Origin of the sequence: Streptomyces ureilyticus (assembly GCF_011045025.1) — a bacterium.
GTDB lineage: Bacteria > Actinomycetota > Actinomycetes > Streptomycetales > Streptomycetaceae > Streptomyces > Streptomyces ureilyticus.
In genome coordinates this window covers 34,757-54,573 of the sequence record NZ_JAAKZX010000029.1, presented here as the reverse complement: position 1 = coordinate 54,573, position 19,817 = coordinate 34,757, and the positions used below count along the sequence as shown (strand labels likewise).

Below are 19,817 nucleotides of genomic sequence, written 5' to 3'. Positions count from 1 at the left end.
GCCATTTTGAGCGTAGTGGTCAGACCACTGTGCTGATTAGACTGCGGCACACCGGTGACAGGAGGAGTGGCGTGGACGAGACCCTGCCCAGGCAGACGGAGCCCGCAGCGCAGAAGGGCACCGTGACGCAGCGCGCCATCGAGCAGATCAAGGCGATGATCGGCGAGGGGCGCCTTGAACCGGGCGCGCGGCTGCCGACCGAGCGTGAGCTGGCGGTGCAGCTGGGCATCTCGCGCAGCTCGATGCGCGAGGCGATCCGTGCGCTGACCGTCTTGGGGGTGCTGGAGGCCCGGCACGGGTCGGGTATCTACGTCACGCAGTTGGAAGCCGGGGATCTGCTGGAGACCTTCGGTGTGGTCGCCGATCTCTCCCGCGGACCGCAGCTGGTGGAGCTGCTGGAGGTGCGGCGGATCCTGGAGTCGACGGCGACGGCGCTGGCCGCCGCTCGCATCACCCCCGGTGAACTCGCCGAGGTCGAGAAGCACTTGGCGGCCATGCATGCGACGGACGACCCGGAGGAGATCCTCTCCCACGACCTGGCGTTCCACCGCGCGATCGTCGCGGCGGCGGGCAACGACACGATGGCGGCCATTCTGGAAGGCCTGTCCTCGCGTACGTTCCGCGCCCGGGTCTGGCGGGGCTATCAGGAGGAGGGCGCCTTCGCGCGCACCCGCCGCGAGCACGTGGCGATTCATCGCGCGCTTCTCGCCCGTGATCCGGAGGCGGCCCGGGCGGCTGCCGCCGCACACGTGGGCGAAGTGGAGGAGTGGCTACGGACTCAGCTCAGTCAGTAACGGGGCGTGACAAACGGGACCCGCCATACCCGTACGGGGTGACGCTGCGCCGACCCCGAGGGTCAAGGGAGTCGAAAATCGTTTCGCCTCCTTGACGACTCAAGTGGATCGACGCGATAGAAAGGACCCATGCCGGAGCGTGAAGCGCCCGTGATGGGTGTGGACGATGTCGACGAGGTGACCCGCGCGGTGCTGACCGCGTCGAGGCTGCTGGTCGCGGTGTCCGCCCGCTCACTGTCCGCGGTCGAGGAGCGGGTGACGCTCCCGCAGTTCCGGATGCTGGTGGTGCTGTCGACGCGGGGCGCCACCAAACTGGTCGCCCTGGCCGACCTGCTTCATGTGGCGCCGTCCACGGCCATGCGCATGGTGGACCGGCTGATCGCGGCCGGTCTCGCCGACCGGCAGACCAGCCCCGCCGACCGCCGGGTGACCCTGCTGCGGCTGACCGGCGAGGGCCGGCGCACGGTGCGGGAGGTCACGGCCCGGCGCCGCGCCGACCTCGCCGAGATCGTCAAACGGCTCGAGCCCGAGCAGCGGGTGGGCCTCATCGAGGCGCTCACCGCCTTCAACGAGGCCGGCGGCGAACCTCCCGCACCGGCGGACGATCCCGAATATCAGCCGCCGAGCTGGGCGGACGTCGAGCTGGGACGCGGAGCCTGAACTCTGCGCCGCAGGTGCGGGATTCGTTGTGCCGCAGGTGTGCGGCCGCCCTCGTACGAGCCGAGGGCGGGCCGACAGCCGTCACTCACCATCCCCACTCAACGCCGGGTTGGACGTCGAGTTGGCCGACGATCCGGGCGTCGGCGGGCCGGGCGTCTTGATGTTCAGGTCCGGACGCGGCTTGAGGGCCAGGACCGGCGCTCCCGGCGCGGGCGGCGGCGGAGTGGTGTTGTCCTTGGGCAGCTTCGGCGGAGCGGTCTGCTGGAAGTTGTTCTGCTCGAAGTTCACCAGCTCCGTCTTCTCCAGAATCGTCATGTGGTCGAGGACCGTGGCATTGGCCAGGTCGGCGAGCTGACGTACCAGACTGTTCTGGGTGGAGGCGCGGATCTTGGCGATGGTCGGGAAGATCTGACCGTGCGTCACGCGCATGATGCTGACCGCGGTGGAGTCGAACTGCTTGCCGCTGCTCCCGTCCACGGTCGCCACGAACTGCTGCTGCTGCGGTGAAGCCTGGTTGGGCAGCGTGACCCCCAGCTCCGGAGCGATCTGGCGGCACATCACATCGAGGCCGCCGTGCCCGACGACCAGATGCTTGCCCGCTTCCTTCATCGCCGCGGTCGTGCCTCGCTCCATGGCCAACTCACCGAGGGGGTACTCCCACAAGCCTGCCGCGCGCACCTTCACCACGAAGTCGCGGTCTGCCTCCGTCAGCGGCCCGTAACGGGTGTTGGCGATGACACGCTCCTGATTCGCGGACGTGTTCTCGATGCCCAGCATCGCCGGGTAGGCGAGTGCGGCGATCGTCATCGTCATGCCGCCGACCACGAAAACAGTTCCCGCTATGTTCCGTGATATGCGCATACATCCTCCTGGCGTGACTGGCGCTGACGCCAGAAGGTACGGACGAACCCGCTGGAGCGATCATTGCACTCGGTAAATTTTCTTATCCGCCGTGTGATTCGTGTCACACACGCTCACGACCCGTCAGCGATACAGCGCGAAACCGCACGATACGACTGGGCCCGCGCGACCGCGTAATCCACGCCCCCGGCGCCACAGGCTGCCAAGTGCCGCCGTCGCGCGCCTCCATGGCAACCCCTCCGCCTACCGGCAGAACCGAGTAGACGCAGGTCACATGCTCGACAGCAGTTGGTCACCCACTCCCCGCAACCCCTCGACGTGGCGCCCCGGCCGGGGCACAGTGCTCCTCATACCAGTGAGTAAGTTCACGTGTCACCCGTACAGAAGGAGCCTCCGTGACCAACTGGGTCGGCCGGACCGCCACCGAGATCGCCGCAGCCGTACGCGAGAAGCGGGCCACGCCCCATGAGGTGGTGGCCGAGCACCTCGCGCGCATCGAGCTGCTCGACGCCCGCGTGGGCGCCTTCCGCCGACTTCGCGCAGCCGCGGCACTCGCCGAGGCCGACGAGTTGGCGGCCCGCGCCGATCTGGCAGAACTCCCCCTGGCAGGCGTGCCGTTGGCCGTCAAGGACAACCTGGCCGTACGGGGCGAGTCCACCCGCCTTGGTTCCGCCGCGACTCCGGACACCCCGGCCGACCAAGACCATGTCACGGTGGCCCGGCTGCGGGCGGCAGGCGCGGTCGTCGTGGGCCTGACGAACGTCCCGGAACTCTGCGTCTTCGGCACCACGGAGGGCGTGCACGGCACCGCCCGCAACCCCTGGGACACCACACGCACGGCGGGCGGCTCCTCCGGCGGCAGCGCGGCCGCGGTCGCCGCCGGGATGGTGCCGATCGCGCTGGGCAACGACGGAATGGGCTCGCTGCGGATACCCGCCGCCAACTGCGGCCTGATAGGCCTCAAGCCCGGCTTCGGCACGGTCCCCGCGGGCATCGGCAACGGCGACTGGTTCGGCATGTCGGAGAACGGTCCGCTGGCGACCACGGTCGAGGACGCCCGGCTGATGTTCTCGGTACTGGCCGCCACCGAGCCCGTACACGCTGCCGAACCCGTCGAGCGCACCATCGCCGTCTCCGTACGCAGCCCACTGATCGGCGTCACGATCAGCCGCCCCTACGCGACCGCGGCACGTCAGGCGGCGCAACTCCTGGCCGCGGCGGGCCATCAGGTACGGCGCGCCGACCCGCCGTACCCCCTGTGGCTGGGCACGACCTCACTCGCGCACTGGACGGCGGGGACAGCGGTGGACGCGGCGGGCCTGGACCCGCGACAGCTCACGCGACGAACGCGCGTGCACGCGGCTGTCGGGCGCCGCTTCGTGGGCTCGGTGCGCCGAGGTGCACGCAGGGAGCAGTTGCGCACACGCATGGAGCCGTTCTTCACGAAGCACGATGTGCTGCTGACCCCGGCCCTCGCCCGGCGCGCACCCGCCGCCGCGAACTGGCACGAGCGCGGCTGGCTACGCAACCTGCTGGCCAACACCAACTACTCACCGCTGACTCCCCCGTGGAACCTGACGGGCTGGCCGGCGATGGCGGTACCGTTCGGGACCCTCCCATCGGGCGCCCCGTGCGCCGTACAGCTGGTCGGCCGCCCCGGCTCGGAGGCCGCTCTCCTGGAACTGGCCGGGCAGTTGGAGGAACTGCGACCGTGGCGGCGCACGGCCCCACTGGCGTAAAAGAACCGCAAACGGCTTGGTATGACCGTCTCCTGACGATCAAGATGACGCCATGCCTGCCTTCACAGCCGACGACGGCACCGAACTCGCCTACCACCTCATGGGCGAGGGCGAACCGCTGCTCTGCCTACCCGGCGGCCCCATGCGCGCCTCCGCCTACCTGGGCGACCTCGGCGGCCTCTCAAAGCATCGACAACTGATCCTGCTCGACCTCCGCGGCACAGGCGACTCCGCGATCCCCGCCGACCCGGCCACATACCGCTGCGACCGACAGGTCCCCGATGTCGAGGCCCTGCGCCGCCATCTCGACCTGGCCCACATCGACGTACTCGCGCACTCAGCGGCCGGCGACCTCGCCCTGCTGTACGCGGCCGACCACCCCGAGCGCGTACGAACCCTCACGCTGATCACCGCCCGAGCCCGCGCCCTCGGCATCGACTTCACCGAGGAGCACCGCCGGGAGGCGGCCGCCCTGCGCTCGGCCGAGCCCTGGTACGCGGCCAGCCGCAACTCCTTCGAAGCGGCCCTGGCAGGCACCGCGACCGACGCCGACTGGGACACCATCGCACCGTACTTCTACGGCCGTTGGGACGCGACAGCTCAGGCCCACGCAGCGCTGGACGCGGCACAGAGCAACGAGAAGGCCGCCGAGATCTACCCTTCGCCCGGCGCCTTCACCCCAGCGACCACACGCGCCGCCATCGCCGCGCTGCGCGCACCGGTCCTACTCCTGGCCGGCGAACTGGACAGCGGCCCACGCCCCCACGTGGCCACGACCATCGCAAAGCTGTTCCCTCATGCCGAGTTGGCCGTACAGCCGGACGCCGGCCACTTCCCATGGCTCGACGATCCGAATCACTTCACAGAAACGGTCAGCACGTTCCTCGCCAGAAACCGGGGCTGACCAAGAAGCCCGCGCCCCCAACTACTCGCACTCTCCCACCGGCGGGAGGGGACGCGAAGCTTCACAGCGCCCGGTACATGATGTGCAACCCCACCAACCCATGCCGCGGATGCTCAAACGCCTCCGGAACAGTCCCCAGGGTCCTGAAGCCAAGTGACGTCCACAGGCCCACGGCAGGGTTCGTCTCCACGACGGCGTTGAACACCATGCCCCGGTAACCCGCGGCCCGTGCGGCGTCCAGGACGTGTTCGGCAAGCCGACGCCCGATGCCGCGCCCCGTATGGTCCGGATCGACCATGAAGCCGGCGTTCGCGATTCGGCCCGCGGGCCCACCGTAGTTGGGCGCGACGTAGGCCGAGCCGACAACCGCCCCGGTGGCATCCTCGGCTACGTACACGCGCTTGCCCGGCGCCATCCACAGACCGCGTGCGTCCTCCTCGGAGGTGGACGGCTCCCAGGCGTAGGTCTCGGCACCGGCAACGATCCGGTGCCAGAAAGGCCAAATCCGCGGCCAGTCATCGGCCACGGCTTCTCTGATCAGCATGGGCGTGAGTCTGACACGCCCATGCCGTCAGCAATCGCGCTGATCCCTCGGTGAACGCTCAGTCCACGCTGGGCAGAATGTGCGGCTCCGCGAGGTCGTCCTCGTATCCCGCCAGGCGGATCGGCGCCGACCTGGACCACACCTCGAGGCTGCCGAGCATGTCCTCGGGCCCACTGCCGTCGCGCTCCGTGCGTTCCTTGGGGCGCTGATCGCTGTTCTTCGTCTCCGGTGTCACCGCGCACTCCTTATGTGTCGGATCACCCTTGGGACTTGCAGGGCCGGTCTACCACCGGTCGCCTGAGGCCCGCTCGGGTCTGGATTACAGGCAGTACGGACGCGGTGGCGCCGGTAACTCAAGTGAGAGCAGGCCGTGGTGACCGGCTTGTCCCAGGACGGACCGTGGGTGTGGGTGACACCCGATTTTGCTGTCCGCCCGATACAGGGTACACAAATGAGCGGGGGTCCGCTCGATGGGGCCGAAAACAACAGGTAACCGTTTCGAATCGTTCCGCGACAAAGCGGACTTGAAGCACATTGACCTCTTTTGGTTCTCCACTGGTTATCCACAGGCACGGAGCCAGTCGTCCAGCTCTGTGCCAACATGATCAAACGCGCCACTTTCACGCGAAGGAGCCCGACATGGCCGCCCAGCAGGTACGGGGTGTCATCGCCCCCGGCAAGAACCAGCCGGTTGAGGTCCGTACGATCCTGGTCCCGGATCCGGGCCCGGGCGAGGCCGTGGTCCAGGTGCAGGCCTGCGGGGTCTGCCACACGGACCTGCACTACAAGCAGGGCGGTATCAGCGACGAGTATCCGTTCCTGCTCGGCCACGAGGCCGCCGGGATCGTGGAGTCGGTCGGCGAGGGCGTGACCGAGGTGGCGCCCGGCGACTTCGTGATCCTCAACTGGCGTGCGGTGTGCGGCCGTTGCCGGGCGTGTCTGCGCGGGCGGCCCTGGTACTGCTTCGACACGCACAACGCCAAGCAGAAGATGTCCCTGGAGGACGGCACGGAGCTCTCGCCCGCCCTCGGGATCGGCGCGTTCGCGGACAAGACCCTGGTCGCGGCCGGTCAGTGCACGAAGGTGGACCCGACCGTGTCGCCCGCGGTCGCGGGTCTGCTCGGCTGCGGGGTGATGGCCGGAATCGGCGCGGCCATCAACACCGGTTCGGTGACACGTGGCGACTCGGTGGCCGTCATCGGCTGCGGTGGCGTGGGTGACGCGGCGATCGCCGGGGCACAGCTGGCGGGGGCGGCGCGCATCATCGCCGTCGACATCGACGACAAGAAGCTGGCCACGGCCCGCACGATGGGCGCCACGCACACGGTGAACTCGAAGGAGACCGACCCGGTCGAGGCCATCCGCGAACTGACCGGCGGCTTCGGGGCGGACGTGGTCATCGAGGCGGTGGGCCGCCCGGAGACGTACAAGCAGGCGTTCTACGCCCGCGATCTGGCGGGCACGGTGGTCCTGGTCGGCGTCCCGACGCCGGACATGAAGCTGGAGTTGCCGCTGTTGGACGTCTTCGGCCGGGGCGGGGCGCTCAAGTCGTCCTGGTACGGGGACTGTCTGCCCTCGCGTGACTTCCCGATGCTGGTCGATCTGCACCAGCAGGGGCGTCTGGACCTGGCGGCGTTCGTCACCGAGACGATCGAGCTGGGCGCGGTGGAGCAGGCCTTCGACCGGATGCACCAGGGCGATGTGCTGCGTTCGGTGGTGGTGCTGTGATGAGCGCCCGTATCGAGCACCTGGTCACGTCCGGCACGTTCAGCCTGGACGGCGGTACGTGGGACGTCGACAACAACGTGTGGATCGTGGGCGACGACTCCGAGGCCATAGTGATCGACGCCGCCCATGACGCCGACGCCATAGCCGAGGCACTCGGTGACCGCCGGCTCGTGGCCGTCGTCTGTACGCACGCGCACAACGACCACATCGACGCGGCCCCGGCCCTGGCTGCCCGCACCGGCGCCCCGATCCTCCTCCACCCCGACGACCTCCCGCTGTGGAAGCAGACCCACCCGAACCGCCTGCCGGACGGTGAACTGACCGATGGGCAACGGCTGTCGGTGGCCGGCACCGAGCTGACCGTGCTGCACACGCCGGGTCACGCCCCGGGCGCCGTCTGCCTGCATGCCCCCCAGCTGGGCACCGTCTTCAGCGGCGACACACTCTTCCAGGGCGGGCCGGGTGCGACGGGCCGTTCGTTCTCCCACTTCCCGACGATCATCGACTCGATCCGCGACCGGCTGCTGACCCTGCCCCCCGAGACGGAGGTCCGCACCGGCCACGGCGACTCCACGACGATCGGTGCCGAAGCTCCGCACCTGAAGGAGTGGATAGACCGGGGTCACTGAGTCCGCGCGATGAGGCCGCGCTTACTTGGTGTGCCCGTGAGGTCCACTCGGTTCGCTATTCAGATCCTGTTGGTTCGGTTGAAAGCTGGCCATGATCTGCTGGCGCGGGACTACGGCCTTTCTCGCGGGCAGGGAGGACTGGCGCATGGAGCTGCGCAGTGTCGATGAGCTGATGGATCTGCTGCACGCCTGCCGGGGGGCCTGGGGCGCCCCGGCCCTCCCCCACCCGAAACCACGCCCACGCGGAGGGCCCACCGGCAGCTCGCTCGATCTGCACGATCACGCACTGCAGACCGCCGCGCTGCTGCGGCGCGGTCATCCCAGTGACAAGGAACTCCAGGTGGCCGGCCTGGTACACGGCATAGGTCAGCTGCTGTACCCCGGTGACGAGGCCCGTCACGCGGACCACGCGGCGGACGCCGTGCGGGCCCTGCTCGGCGAGCGGGTCGCCCGTCTCGTACGCCTGCATGCCGCCCCGTGGGACGACGGCCCGTTCGACGACGACGTGCTGTCCCTGCGACAGGCGGACGAGGCGGGCAAGGTCGCCGGGCTGAACGCCGGCGTGCTGGAGGACTGGCGCACCGTCCTGGAGCTGGTCGCGGCGCGCGCCACCGTCCGCCGCTGAGGCACACCTCTGGTAGCTGACGGCCCGTCATGAGACCGTACGCGGATGACTTCGCCGTACGGTCTCTCCGGCAAGGCCGCGATCGTCACCGGAGCGTCGCGCGGGATCGGCCGGGCGGTCGCTCAGGCCCTCGTCAGGGCGGGCGCGCGGGTGTGCGTGACCGCGCGTGATCCGGGCGGGGTGAGCCGGGTCGCCGAGGAACTGGGGGTCGTCGGGCTCGCGGGCTCGGTCGCCGAACCGGCGCATCTACGGGCGCTGACGGAGCTGGCGCTGCGCGAGTTCGGGCGGATCGACGTGGTGGTGAACAACGCGGCGACGAACGAGCCGTACGGCCCGCTCATGGACGCCGACACGGACCGCTGGCGCGAGGCGTTCACGGTCAACGTCGAGGCGCCGCTACGGCTGGTGCAGTGCGCCTGGCGGGCATGGATGGCCGAGCACGGCGGGGCGGTCGTGAACGTCTGCACGGAGGGCGCCGCTCATGTGGGCCCCAACGTGGGCGCGTACGGCACCAGCAAGGCCGCCCTGCTGCACCTCACCCAGCAGCTCGCGGGCGAGCTGGCCCCCAAGGTCCGCGTCAACTCCGTCTCCCCCGGCTTGATCCGCACCGAGATGGCCCGCTTCGTCTGGGAGCGGGCGGAGGACGAACTGGCCGCCGGACTCCCCCTGGGCCGCATCGGCGAGCCCGAGGACATCGCGCGAGCAGTCGTATGGCTGGCCTCGGACGCGGCGGAGTGGGTCACGGGGGCGGATCTACTGGTGGACGGCGGTACGAGGGTACGGGCGGCGGCGGTGCCGCGGGCGTACGCGGTGCACGAACGCCTGCGGTCACAGGCGCCGCCGGATACCGGCGGCACCGTGTCCTGACACCGCTGACCACGACACGGTGTGTGCGAGGTGCCCGAGATCAAGGCGGCGACGCGATTGCCCCCCATAGGGCATCAGGCCCGCGGAGGGCCTGCACGGAGTCGAACCACGAAGAACGCGTTGCCATCGCACCGGGCGCCCTCACGGTAGGACAGTGGTCCCCGCACCGGCCACCGGATTACGGCGGGCGGGCGGCCCTACCACTTGCCCGGCGCGTAATCCTTCAAGAACACCCCGTACAGGTCCTCGCCCTGCTCCCCCCGCACGATCGGGTCGTACACCCTCGCCGCCCCGTCGACCAGGTCGAGCGGCGCGTGGAACCCCGCGTCGGCGAGGCGCATCTTGTCCGGGTGGGGGCGCTCATCCGTGATCCAGCCGGTGTCGACGGCGGTCATCAGGATGCGGTCCTTCTCGAACATCTCCTGGGCGCTGGTGCGCGTGAGCATGTTGAGCGCGGCCTTGGCCATGTTGGTGTGCGGGTGCCCGGCGCCCTTGTAGCCGCGGCCGAAGACGCCCTCCATGGCGGACACGTTCACGATGTACGTGCGGTTCGCCCCCGAGGCCGCCATCGCGGCGCGCAGGCGGCTGATGAGGATGAACGGCGCGGTGGAGTTGCAGAGCTGGACCTCGAGCAGTTCGACCGGAGTGACCTCCTCGACAGCCTGGATCCAGCTGTTGGTGTCGTGCAGGTCGGGCACGAGACCGCCCGCGTCGATCGCCGTACCGGCCGCGATGCGCTCCAGGGACGCCGAGCCGGACACCAGCGCGAGATCCGTGACGTCCTGGGCGGTCAGCTCGCCGCCCCCGGCCACCGGCAGCGCGGCCACAGCGCCGGAGCCGAAGGTGCCGATCACCTCGGCGGGCGGCAGCTCGCCCGACGGGAGCGGGGCGGACTCGGCGGCGAGGAGCTCGCTGTAGGCCCCCGGAGAGCGGCGTACGGTCTGGGCCGCGTTGTTGATCAGGATGTCGAGCGGGCCCGCGGCGGCGACCGAGTCGGCGAGCGCGACCACCTGGGCGGGGTCGCGCAGGTCGATACCGACGATCTTCAGGCGGCCGATCCACTCGTCGCTGTCGGGCATGGCCTTGAAGCGGCGGATCGCGTCGTTCGGGAAGCGTGTGGTGATCGTGGTGTGCGCACCGTCACGCAGCAGCCGCAGCGCGATGTACATGCCGATCTTGGCGCGGCCACCGGTGAGCAGGGCGCGCTTGCCGGTGAGATCCGCGCGGGCGTCGCGGCGGGCCCGGTTCTCGGCGGCGCAGTTCTGGCAGAGCTGGTGGTAGAAGTAGTCGACCTCGACGTACCGGGTCTTGCAGGTGTAGCAGGAGCGCGGGCGCTGGAGTATCCCCGCGATCTGTCCGGCCTCGACGGCGGACGAGGGCAGGATGCCTTCGGTCTCGTCGTCGATGCGCTGGGCGGAACCCGTCGCCGTCGCCTCCGTGACCGCCTTGTCGTGGGCGGTCTTGGCGGCCCTGCGCTCCTGGCGGCGGCGCTGCTTCACCGTGCGGTACACGCCCGCGGTGGCGCGGCGCACGGCGACGGCGTCGGGGTGGTCGACCTCCAGCTTGTCGAGCTCCTCGAGCACGCTGAGGCAGACGGCCAGCCGCTCCGGGTCGATGCCGGGACCGTACGAGACCTCCGCCCCCTCTGCCGCGTCCACGGCGGGGGTCGCCTGGCCGTCTTGTATCACCGTCATCGTCGTTGCCGTTTCTCGGGTTCCGCGCCGCGCTCGAACCGCGCTCGCTTTCGAAGGCGGAATTTTACGGAGCGCGGGGCGAAGGCACCAAACCCGGCGTGATCAACGGTCCCTTCAGGGCGCGCAGGCGACGTTCAGCTCCTCCACCTCCGCGATCACCGCCTTGGCCAGCCGGTCCAGGTCCGGCACGGCCTCCGCGTCGGCGACGAGCCCGTAGTGGACACGCCCGCGGTACGTCGAGACGGCGACCGCGAGGGACTGGCCGCGGGCGAGCGGGGCGAGCGGGTAGACCTCGGTGAGCGGGCAGCCGCCGAGTTTCAGGCCGAGGCTGGGCAGCGGCACGCTGGTGACCAGGATGTCGAAGAGCAGCCGGGCCGCCTGGCCGACGACGGGGCCGCCGAGCCGGTGCCCCAGGGGCAGCACATGGTCGGCGAGCAGAGCGACGGCGCCCGCGCCCCGGTTGGGGCCCGCGTCCTTGTTGCGGTTCATGGCCGTACGTACGGTGTCGAGCCGGCCGAGAGGGTCCGCGTCGTCGACGGGCAGCTTGATCAGATAGCCGGAGAGTCGGTTGCCCTGGGGGTGCGCGGTGCGCGGGCGGCGCTTGGAGACGGGGATCAGGGCCCGGGGCTCGACGCCCTCGCTGCCGTCGCCGCGCTCGTCCAGCCAGCGGCGCAGGGCGCCCGCGACGATCGCGATCAGTACGTCGTTGACGGTGCCGCCCGCGCTTTTGCGGATCTTGTGCACCTCGTCGAGGTCCAGGTTCACGCCCGCGATACGGCGGGTGCCGGTGGGCTCCGACACCAGGGCGGACGAGGAGCGGACGCCCAGGGTGGCGCGGGCGACGGAGGCGCCGATGTCCAAGGCCTGCCCCACGTCGGAGAGGGTGTCGCGGACGAGGCCCGGCAGTTTGCGCACGTCCGGGAGGAGGCCGCGTGCGGGCTCCTCGGGGCGGGGGCGGGGCTCGGGCAGGTCCATGGGGTCCATGACCGCCGCCGCGAGCGTCAGCGCCCGCAGTCCGTCGGCCAAGGCGTGGTGGAACTTGAAGAGCACGGCGAACGAGGTGCCGTCCACGCCGGGCAGCACATGCGCCTCCCACGGCGGCCTGCCGCGCTCCAGCGGGCGCTGCATGAGCGCGCCCGCCGTTTCGTGGAAGTCCGCGGTCGGCGCGTGCAGCCGGACATGGTCGAGCGGGTCGAAGTCGGGGACGGGCTCACGGGCCGCGCCGCCGAAGGCCAGCGGCTGCCCGAAGGAGAGCGGCCGCCATACGTCACGGATCCGCATCCGCAGCCCCGGCACGCCCGCGGCGCGGGCCGCGAGCAGATCGGCGGCGTGCGCGCCCGCGGCGGGCGAATGGCTCTCGAAGACGCCGAGGGCGCCGAGATGCATGGGGTGCTCGGCGGACTCGATGTTCCAGAACGCCAGGTCGAGTGGTGCAAGCAGGTCGGAGGTCAATGGCTTGCTCTCGCGTCGACGACGGGTGAGCAAGCAGTCAACCCCCGACAAGCGATTACGGTCAAGTACGATCAAGCTACGCTCAGTTAACAGCAGATTAAGTCCTATCCCCCATGTGAGGGATGGGGCAGGTGGGACTCACGGGGGTATTTCCGCGTGGTCGAAGCGGGCAGCGGGGCCGGATACGGCCGGGCGGACGCCCGCCCACCGCGGAAGGGTGAGCGGGCGGATTCCGCACGGCACGCCGGTCGCAGGATTCAGCCAGATGGCCGTCAGGCGGCCGTGCAGCCCGCAGGGGTCGGCCGGGACGCGTCCCGGATCAGTGCCTCGTGTGCGGCCTTCAGCCGGGGCACATCGGGCTTGATCACCTCGCGGTCGTAGGTGAGGAGACCGTTCAGCTCGCCCTCCACATCGGAGATCTGGGTGTAGACGGCGCCGTTGCTGCCCCGGCAGACCAGTGCGCGCACCTCGTCGAGTTTCTCCAGATAGTCGTCGGTGTAAGTGGCCGGGTCGACGTCGACGTACGACTGCTGGACCGACCAGGCGTGACCGGGCACGGCGAGGCCGAGGCCGCCGTACTCGCCGCTGACCAGCGCCCGTCTCCCGTCGGGGGCGGGCGGCAGCGCCGGGCTCGGGTAGCCGTGCTCGTCCATGAGGTCGCCGGTTCCGCCGTCGGCCCCTAGGTTGAGGCCCGACTGGCCGTTGACCAGCCGCGTCGGATCCCAGGACTTGGCCTGCTCGGCGATGCGGCCCATGTCGTACTGGCCCCAGCCCTCGTTGAAGGTCACCCACATCACGGTCGACGGGCTGCTGATGTGCTCGTCGATCATCTGCTGCATCTCGCGCTCGTACTGGGCACGGGACGCGGCATCGGGACTCACCCCGGCGGTCATCGCGGGCATGTCCTGCCAGACCAGCAGACCGAGCCGGTCGGCCCAGTAGAACCAGCGGTCCGGCTCCACCTTGATGTGCTTGCGCACCGAGTTGAAGCCCATCTCCTTGTGCATCCGCAGGTCGTACGCGAGGGCCTCGTCGGTGGGCGCCGTATGCAGTCCGTCGGGCCAGAAGCCCTGGTCGAGCGTGGCCATCATGAAGACGGGCTCACCGTTGAGGACGGTGCGCGGGGTGCCGTTCACCTGCTCCACGGCGATGGACCGCATGCCGAAGTAGCTGCCGACTCGGTCGCGGCCGACGCTCACCTTCAGGTCGTAGAGGAAGGGATCGTCGGGTGACCAGAGCCGGGGCTTCGGGATCTTGAGTTCGAGGGGCTGTCCGGTACGGCCGCTCGCCGTGGCGACCTTCCGTTTCCCCTCGTACGCCACTGCCGTGACCGGAACTCCGTCACGGACCCCCCTCGGCTCCACGGTGAGCCGACCCTTCTCCACGTCCGGAGTGAGCTTGAGCGAGTCGACGTGGTCGGCGGCGACTGGCTCCATCCACACCGTCTGCCAGATGCCGGACGACGAGGTGTACCAGATGCCGCTGGGGTCGAGGCGCTGCTTTCCGACGGGCGGGTTCTCGCCGTTCGCCGAGTCGGTCGGGTCGTACACGCCGACGATCAGTTCCTGGGTGCGGCCGGGCTTCAGCGCGTCGGTGATGTCGGCGCTGAACTTGTCGTAGCCGCCCTTGTGATCGGCGACCTTGGTGCCGTTGACGTAGACCTCGGAGTGCCAGTCGACGGCGCCGAAATTGAGCTTGAGCCGCTTGCCGGAGCCGATCTTCCAGTCCGCGGGGACGGTGAAGGTACGGCGGTACCACATGCGGTCCTCGTGCCGTTCGATGCCCGAGAGCTGGGACTCCACGGGGTACGGGACGAGGATCCGCTCCTTGAGGTCCTTGCCGACCGGGGGCCGCTCGCCCGCCTCGGCCGCGGCGAACTGCCAGCGTCCGTTGAGGTTGCGCCAGGCGTCACGGGTCAACTGCGGCCTGGGGTACTCGGGATGGGCGTTGCCCGGGGCCACCTCGTCGGCCCACCGGGTGCGCAGTTGGTACGTGGAGCGGTTGGGGCCGCTGCTCCAGAAGGCTTCGACAACGTTGCCGTCCGAGCCGGACAGGCCTCCCTCGCCGTCATAGCTGAGGTCGACGGTGCCGCGGGCGGTGCCGGTCTTGTTGCCGACGACGGGTTCCTTGAGCGCGACGAGCAGGGCTTTCGGGTCGGCGGGGTCCAGCCTGGCTGTTCCGAGCGGCCATGCGGCGCCGCCGATCACCGCCTCGAGATGATCGGTGAGGCCGGCGGCGGGCACGGTCAGCCGCTGGGCGAAGTCGAGTTTCAGGGTGCGGCCGTCCCCCAGGACCGTGGCCGCGAGGGCACCGTCGTAGTCGAAGCCGTCGGGGAGGCGGAACGCGGACTGCGGGACGGCCGTCTTGCTGCCGCCGGGCGGGGTCCAGCGGAGGTGGAGATTCGAGCCACCGTAGTGCTCGAAGTACTCGACCTTGATGTCGTAAGCCTTCCCGGCCGTCAACTCGATGGGCGGGGCGGTCTGTTCGCGGTCCCAGTCGTCGACCCAGTGGTCGATGACGAGTTCGTCGTCGATCCACAGTCGGAAGCCGTTGTCGCCGATGATCGAGAAGGTGTGCGGGCCGGTCTTCTCCGGTACGAGCTTCCCGGTCCAGCGGACGCTGACGTCGTCGGACTGTCCGGTGGCGAAGTCCAGCCGTGGTTCGAGGTTGTCGAAGTCGAGTTGCCGGTCGAATCCGGTGGCCTTGAGCTCGTGGAAGTCGAAGGCGCCGGGGGCGGACTGGGTGTAGTACTCACCCTTCAGGCCATGGATCTCGGCGGGGTCGTCAGCCGCGGTCGCGGCCGGTGCGGCGGTGAGTCCGGCGATGCCGAGGACCACGGCGAGGAATAACGCGAGGCGGTCTCTGTGTCGGCGGGGTCCTGCGGGTCTTGCGGGTCTTCTGATGAGCACGAGTTCCTCCTTGGCTGAGGAAAGTGGCGGCTCGTCGCTCCAGGCCGACTGTGGTCCGGTCGGCTGGATAACGTTGTCAGGAACGGCAGTTGGCATGACAACACGGATTCCCGCACTTTGTCCACGGACATGACAAAGCCCCGGTGCGTATTCCGCACCGAGGCCGTCACGGTGATCGTTACGACACCTGCTGGCCCTTGCCCAGCGCGATCACCCCGCCCTTGGAGACCGTGTAGAGCTCATGGTCCCGTTCCGGGTTGACGCCGATCGTCGCGCCCGGCGGGACCTGTACGTTCTTGTCGAGCACCGCGCCCCGCACCACCGCGCCCCGCCCGATGTGGACATTGTCGTGCAGCACCGAGCCCTGGACGACGGCGCCCGGGTCGACGACCACGCCCGGCGAGAGCACCGAGCGGGTGACCTGGCCGCGAATGAGGCAGCCGGCGCTGATGATCGACTCGCTGGCGATGCCGCCGGCGTTGAAGCGAGCCGGGGAGAGCTGGCCGGAGTGGGTGTAGATGGGCCACTGGCGGTTGTAGAGGTTGAAGACGGGCCGCTCGGCGATCAGGTCCATGTGAGCGTCGTAGTACGCGTCGAGGGTTCCGACGTCACGCCAGTAACCCTGGTCTCGTACCGTCTCACCGGGCACATGGTTGGCGCTGAAGTCGTACAGCTGGGCCTCGCCGCGTTCGGTGAGCTGCGGCAGGATCGAGCCGCCCATGTCGTGTACGGAGTTCTCGTCCTCGGAGTCCCTTTGGAGGGCCTCGATCAGGGCCTTGGTGGTGAAGATGTAGTTGCCCATCGAGGCGAACACGGACTCGGGGTCGTCCGGGAGCCCCGGCGGGTCGGCGGGCTTCTCCAGGAAGCTGTCGACGGTCAGCCCGTCGGTTCCCGGGGCGATGACGCCGAAGGCCGACGACTCGCCCCGCGGCACCCTGATTCCGGCCACGGTCACGCCCGCGCCGCTCTCGATGTGCTGGGCGAGCATCTGCCGCGGATCCATGCGGTACACATGGTCGGCGCCGAACACCGCGACGTACTCGGGCTGGTCGTCGTAGATGAGGTTCAGTGACTGCAGGATGGCGTCCGCGCTGCCCAGGTACCAGCGCGGGCCGAGCCGCTGCTGGGCCGGGACCGGCGTGACGTAGTTGCCCAGCAGGCTGGACATCCGCCAGGTCGTGGTGATGTGCCGGTCCAGCGAATGCGACTTGTACTGCGTGAGTACGCAGATGCGCAGGATGTCGGCGTTGACAAGATTGGAAAGAACGAAGTCCACGAGGCGATACGTTCCGCCAAACGTGACCGCGGGTTTCGCACGGTCGGCGGTCAGGGGCATCAAACGCTTGCCCTCACCGCCCGCCAGTACGATTCCCAGCACCGAAGGTCCACCGCGTCGCATGCCGCCGCCCCTCTACCGCACGGTTGTGCCATATTTCCTGTACCTCACCTGCTTGAGGCTTACCCCTGTTTGAGGAGTTCCTCGTACAGCTGGACCGTACGCCGCGCCACCGCGTCCCAGCCGAACTCCCGTACCGCCCGCTCCCGGCCCGCCTCGCCCATCCGCCGACGGGTCTCGGGGTCGGCGAGCAGGGCGTCGAGGGCGCGCGCGAGCTGCGCCGCGTGCTGCTCGGCGTTCTCGTCGACGGATACGAGCAGACCCGTCTCGCCGTCCTCGACGACCTCGGGGATCCCGCCGACGCGCGAGGCGACCACGGCCGTGCCGCAGGCCATCGCCTCCAGGTTGACGATGCCCAGCGGCTCGTAGACCGAGGGGCACACGAACACGGCGGCGTGCGTGAGGAGTTGGATCACGTCCGGGCGCGGCAGCATCTGCGGGATCCAGAACAGGCCCTGGCGTACGCGGCTGAGTTCCTCGAAGAGATCGCGGAACTCCCGGTCGATCTCCGGCGTGTCGGGGGCGCCCGCGCACAGCACGACCTGTGCGGCCGGGTCGATGTCCCGGACGGCGCGCAGCAGTTGGGGTACGCCCTTCTGGCGTGTGATGCGGCCGACGAACAGGACGTACGGGCGGTCGGGGTCGACGCCCAGGCGTTCGAGGACGTCCGTGCCGTGGTCCGGCTGGTACAGGGAGGTGTCGATGCCGTTGTGCACGACGCGCACCTTCGCCGGGTCCAGGGCCGGGTAGCAGCCGAGGATGTCCTCGCGCATGGCTCCGGAGACGGCGATCACGGCGTCGGCGGCCTCGATCGCGGTGCGTTCGGCCCAGCTCGACAGGGCGTAACCGCCGCCGAGTTGCTCGGCCTTCCAGGGGCGCAGCGGCTCCAGGGAGTGGGCGGTCATCACGTGCGGAATGCCGTACAGCATTTTCGCGAGGTGGCCGGCGAGATTGGCGTACCAGGTGTGCGAGTGGACGAGCTCGCGGCCTTCGAGGGCGGCGGTCATCGCGAGGTCCACGGAGAAGGTACGCAGCGCGTCGTTCGCGCCGTCGAGCAGGGGCCAGGGCCGGTGGCGGACGACTCCGCCCGCGGTGCCCTCGCCCCAGCAGTGCACGTCCAGGTCCGTCAGGGGCCGTAGCTCCCGGGCGAGGAACTCGACATGGACGCCCGCGCCGCCGTACACGTCCGGCGGGTACTCCCGGGTCAGCAGGCCGACTCGCACCCGGTTACCCCCTGTCTCAGCGGCTGGTTCCCCCATGGTCACCCAGAACGGGGCCGATGGGGAAGACCGCAATTGAACCCTCCCCCCAGCTAACGCACGGGGATTCCTGGCTCAGGAAGCCTCGCAGGTCAGCGACCAGCAAGGTCTTACTCCCTCAACACCAGCCGGGACGGAACCTGCCCGGTTTGATACAGCCAAGCTTCAAGGAACGCGCTTGGCTCTCGCTACGTCCCGGTGTGCTGGCTTGATTCTCGCTCAGCACGCCAGGAAGCTTATCCGATCGCATGGGCGGTAGCGAACCAGCGTGCGACCCCGCGTACACGGAACGTGGCCAGGTTCGGGATCCGGCCGAGATCCACGAAATTCGAGTGGCCCAAACGGGCATACCGGTCCGAACATGGAAGTTGTAGGGGACGTCACCCAACCAGGGGAGGACAGAGCGCCGGTCGTACTCCATCGGCAGTAGGACCCAATGCCTGCTCAAGGACGACGACGCGAGCGCCTTTGAAAGGCATCGTGTTCAGCATGAAAACCGACCGTTCGCCGCGCCGGACTCCTCGCCAGCCGGAGCGCGCCAGCCAGACGCAGAGGAGGGACCCATGAGCGCCCTCGCGCTGTCTGTGCTGCTTTCGCTCGTGTCCGCCGTCGCCTACGCCGGTGGCGCGATCGTGCAGGAACGGGTCGCCGAGGCGACGCCGGACCAGTCGTACGCTCCCATGCGCCGGCCCGCCTGGTGGGCCGCGGTGGGTCTGAACGGTCTCGGTGGTCTGCTGCACGTCGTCGCTCTCGCCTTCGGGCCCCTGAGTCTGGTGCAGCCGCTGGGCGCGCTGACCATCGTGTTCGCGCTTCCCATGGCGGCTCTCTTCGTACGCCGCAAGGCCGGTGCGACGGCCTGGCGGGGCGCGATCATGGCGACGGTCGGACTGGCCGGACTGCTGTCGCTGGTCGGCACGGCCGATTCGCAGTCCTTGAACAACACCCAGCAGCTTGCGGTAGCCCTGGCTACCGGCGGTGCGGTGGTGGGCCTGATGATGGCGGCCCGCGCGGCGCACCGGCACCCGGCGGTGCGCAGTGTGCTGCTGGCGATCGCCTCGGGTGTCGCGTTCGGTATGTCGTCGGTGTTCACGAAGACGGTCGCGGTGGACTGGACGGGCGGCTTCGCGCTCGGTCAGCTGCCCGCCCTGGCGGCGATCGGCGTCCTGGCCACGGCCGGCCTGCTGCTCTCGCAGGCCGCCTACCGGGGTGCGGGACTCGCTGCGCCGCTGGCCACGCTGACGGTCGTGAACCCTGTGGTGGCGGCCGCGGTCGGCATCACGATGTTCGGCGAGACCTTCCGTTACGGCTCGACGGGCACCGCCCTCGCACTGGGCTGCGGTGTCATCGCGGCGGGCGGCCTGATCCTCCTGACGTCGGAGCGGATCAGCAGCACGGAGCGTACGGAGCCGGTTGTGGACGAGCCTGCCATGGCCCCGGCCGCCGAGGTTGTCGCGCTGCCCGAGCAGCGGACCGTCGAGGCGGCGGCACTGGTCGCCGCCGGGACACCGGTGCGGGAAGCGGCTGGGGTACGGGAAGAGGTGCCGCTCGCGCCCGCCGCGGTCGTCGTGCCGACACCGATGGCCGTGCGGGAAGCGGCGAGCCTGGCGCGCACCGGGTCCAACGGGCCGCCGCCGGGCGACGACACGCGGGACGGCGCGGACGAACCGGGCCGGCAGCCAGGTCCGTACGACGGCCTCTACATCCCGCTGTTTCCGGTGCCGGTGGTGGCCGGCTCCCGCATCAGAACCTGATATCA

General features: G+C 69.8%; 17 protein-coding genes. 9 read left to right on the top strand and 8 right to left on the bottom strand.

Features of this window, described 5'->3' with window-relative positions:
- Positions 1–71 precede the first annotated feature (71 nt).
- Together G6048_RS12425 and G6048_RS12420 are read left to right on the top strand one after the other, a co-directional pair.
- A complete protein-coding gene (locus G6048_RS12425; RefSeq protein ID WP_328825758.1) occupies positions 72–794 on the top strand; it encodes a FadR/GntR family transcriptional regulator in 723 nt (240 codons plus the stop codon).
- A gap of 129 nt (positions 795–923) precedes the next feature.
- Complete coding sequence (locus G6048_RS12420) at positions 924–1,454, top strand: MarR family winged helix-turn-helix transcriptional regulator (RefSeq protein ID WP_165339545.1); 531 nt, start codon at positions 924–926, stop codon at positions 1,452–1,454.
- An 81-nt stretch (positions 1,455–1,535) separates the two neighbouring features.
- Here the strand turns inward: G6048_RS12420 and G6048_RS12415 are convergent, their stop codons facing one another.
- Positions 1,536–2,315: a DUF4142 domain-containing protein gene (locus G6048_RS12415; protein ID WP_206341513.1), complete on the bottom strand. Its 780-nt coding sequence runs from the start codon at positions 2,313–2,315 to the stop codon at positions 1,536–1,538.
- A gap of 395 nt (positions 2,316–2,710) precedes the next feature.
- Between G6048_RS12415 and G6048_RS12410 the strand changes: the two genes are divergently transcribed.
- Both G6048_RS12410 and G6048_RS12405 read left to right on the top strand, forming a co-directional pair.
- A complete protein-coding gene (locus G6048_RS12410) occupies positions 2,711–4,054 on the top strand; it encodes an amidase (RefSeq protein ID WP_165339544.1) in 1,344 nt (447 codons plus the stop codon).
- A 52-nt stretch (positions 4,055–4,106) separates the two neighbouring features.
- Positions 4,107–4,958: an alpha/beta fold hydrolase gene (locus G6048_RS12405; RefSeq protein ID WP_165339543.1), complete on the top strand. Its 852-nt coding sequence runs from the start codon at positions 4,107–4,109 to the stop codon at positions 4,956–4,958.
- A 61-nt stretch (positions 4,959–5,019) separates the two neighbouring features.
- Here the strand turns inward: G6048_RS12405 and G6048_RS12400 are convergent, their stop codons facing one another.
- Both G6048_RS12400 and G6048_RS12395 read right to left on the bottom strand, forming a co-directional pair.
- Positions 5,020–5,502 (bottom strand): GNAT family N-acetyltransferase, encoded by a 483-nt coding sequence (locus G6048_RS12400; protein ID WP_165339542.1) that lies wholly within the window; start codon positions 5,500–5,502, stop codon positions 5,020–5,022.
- A gap of 58 nt (positions 5,503–5,560) precedes the next feature.
- Positions 5,561–5,737, bottom strand: coding sequence for a hypothetical protein (locus G6048_RS12395; RefSeq protein WP_165339541.1), 177 nt, complete (start codon positions 5,735–5,737; stop codon positions 5,561–5,563).
- Positions 5,738–6,141: 404 nt separating this feature from the next.
- Between G6048_RS12395 and G6048_RS12390 the strand changes: the two genes are divergently transcribed.
- From G6048_RS12390 to G6048_RS12375, 4 genes are all read left to right on the top strand, one after another.
- Positions 6,142–7,230: an S-(hydroxymethyl)mycothiol dehydrogenase gene (locus G6048_RS12390; RefSeq protein WP_165339540.1), complete on the top strand. Its 1,089-nt coding sequence runs from the start codon at positions 6,142–6,144 to the stop codon at positions 7,228–7,230.
- Positions 7,230–7,859, top strand: coding sequence for an MBL fold metallo-hydrolase (locus G6048_RS12385; protein ID WP_165339539.1), 630 nt, complete (start codon positions 7,230–7,232; stop codon positions 7,857–7,859). The genes G6048_RS12390 and G6048_RS12385 overlap by 1 nt, the downstream gene beginning before the upstream one ends.
- A 145-nt stretch (positions 7,860–8,004) precedes the next feature.
- Entirely contained in the window at positions 8,005–8,484 is a 480-nt protein-coding gene (locus G6048_RS12380; protein WP_165339538.1) for an inositol oxygenase family protein, read from the top strand.
- Between the two features lie 45 nt (positions 8,485–8,529).
- Positions 8,530–9,351, top strand: coding sequence for an SDR family oxidoreductase (locus G6048_RS12375; RefSeq protein ID WP_165339537.1), 822 nt, complete (start codon positions 8,530–8,532; stop codon positions 9,349–9,351).
- A 197-nt stretch (positions 9,352–9,548) separates the two neighbouring features.
- Here the strand turns inward: G6048_RS12375 and G6048_RS12370 are convergent, their stop codons facing one another.
- The 5 genes from G6048_RS12370 to glgA form a co-directional block, all read right to left on the bottom strand.
- The gene (locus G6048_RS12370) at positions 9,549–11,045 is read right to left on the bottom strand and encodes an SDR family NAD(P)-dependent oxidoreductase (RefSeq protein WP_165339536.1); all 1,497 of its coding nucleotides are present in this window, start codon (positions 11,043–11,045) and stop codon (positions 9,549–9,551) included.
- Positions 11,046–11,159: 114 nt separating this feature from the next.
- Positions 11,160–12,497: a wax ester/triacylglycerol synthase family O-acyltransferase gene (locus G6048_RS12365; protein WP_165339535.1), complete on the bottom strand. Its 1,338-nt coding sequence runs from the start codon at positions 12,495–12,497 to the stop codon at positions 11,160–11,162.
- 272 nt (positions 12,498–12,769) lie between these two features.
- A complete protein-coding gene (locus tag G6048_RS12360; protein ID WP_165339534.1) occupies positions 12,770–15,502 on the bottom strand; it encodes a PA14 domain-containing protein in 2,733 nt (910 codons plus the stop codon).
- Between the two features lie 82 nt (positions 15,503–15,584).
- Complete coding sequence (gene glgC / locus G6048_RS12355) at positions 15,585–16,805, bottom strand: glucose-1-phosphate adenylyltransferase (RefSeq protein ID WP_165339533.1); 1,221 nt, start codon at positions 16,803–16,805, stop codon at positions 15,585–15,587.
- A gap of 59 nt (positions 16,806–16,864) precedes the next feature.
- Entirely contained in the window at positions 16,865–18,025 is a 1,161-nt protein-coding gene (glgA, locus tag G6048_RS12350) for a glycogen synthase (RefSeq protein ID WP_165339532.1), read from the bottom strand.
- A 599-nt stretch (positions 18,026–18,624) separates the two neighbouring features.
- On the opposite strand from glgA, the gene G6048_RS12345 reads away from it, so the two are divergent.
- Positions 18,625–19,812, top strand: a complete 1,188-nt coding sequence (locus G6048_RS12345; protein WP_206341511.1) for a DMT family transporter — start codon at positions 18,625–18,627, stop codon at positions 19,810–19,812.
- Positions 19,813–19,817: the final 5 nt, after the last annotated feature.

Coding starts and splice junctions, on each gene's coding strand:
- G6048_RS12420 (WP_165339545.1), top strand. CDS start 924: ATGCCGGAGCGTGAAGCGCCCGTGATGGGTGTGGACGATGTCGACGAG.
- G6048_RS12415 (WP_206341513.1), bottom strand. CDS start 2,315: ATGCGCATATCACGGAACATAGCGGGAACTGTTTTCGTGGTCGGCGGC.
- G6048_RS12405 (WP_165339543.1), top strand. CDS start 4,107: ATGCCTGCCTTCACAGCCGACGACGGCACCGAACTCGCCTACCACCTC.
- G6048_RS12400 (WP_165339542.1), bottom strand. CDS start 5,502: ATGCTGATCAGAGAAGCCGTGGCCGATGACTGGCCGCGGATTTGGCCT.
- G6048_RS12390 (WP_165339540.1), top strand. CDS start 6,142: ATGGCCGCCCAGCAGGTACGGGGTGTCATCGCCCCCGGCAAGAACCAG.
- G6048_RS12385 (WP_165339539.1), top strand. CDS start 7,230: ATGAGCGCCCGTATCGAGCACCTGGTCACGTCCGGCACGTTCAGCCTG.
- G6048_RS12380 (WP_165339538.1), top strand. CDS start 8,005: ATGGAGCTGCGCAGTGTCGATGAGCTGATGGATCTGCTGCACGCCTGC.
- G6048_RS12375 (WP_165339537.1), top strand. CDS start 8,530: ATGACTTCGCCGTACGGTCTCTCCGGCAAGGCCGCGATCGTCACCGGA.
- G6048_RS12370 (WP_165339536.1), bottom strand. CDS start 11,045: ATGACGGTGATACAAGACGGCCAGGCGACCCCCGCCGTGGACGCGGCA.
- G6048_RS12360 (WP_165339534.1), bottom strand. CDS start 15,502: ATGCCAACTGCCGTTCCTGACAACGTTATCCAGCCGACCGGACCACAG.
- glgC (WP_165339533.1), bottom strand. CDS start 16,805: ATGCGACGCGGTGGACCTTCGGTGCTGGGAATCGTACTGGCGGGCGGT.
- G6048_RS12345 (WP_206341511.1), top strand. CDS start 18,625: ATGAGCGCCCTCGCGCTGTCTGTGCTGCTTTCGCTCGTGTCCGCCGTC.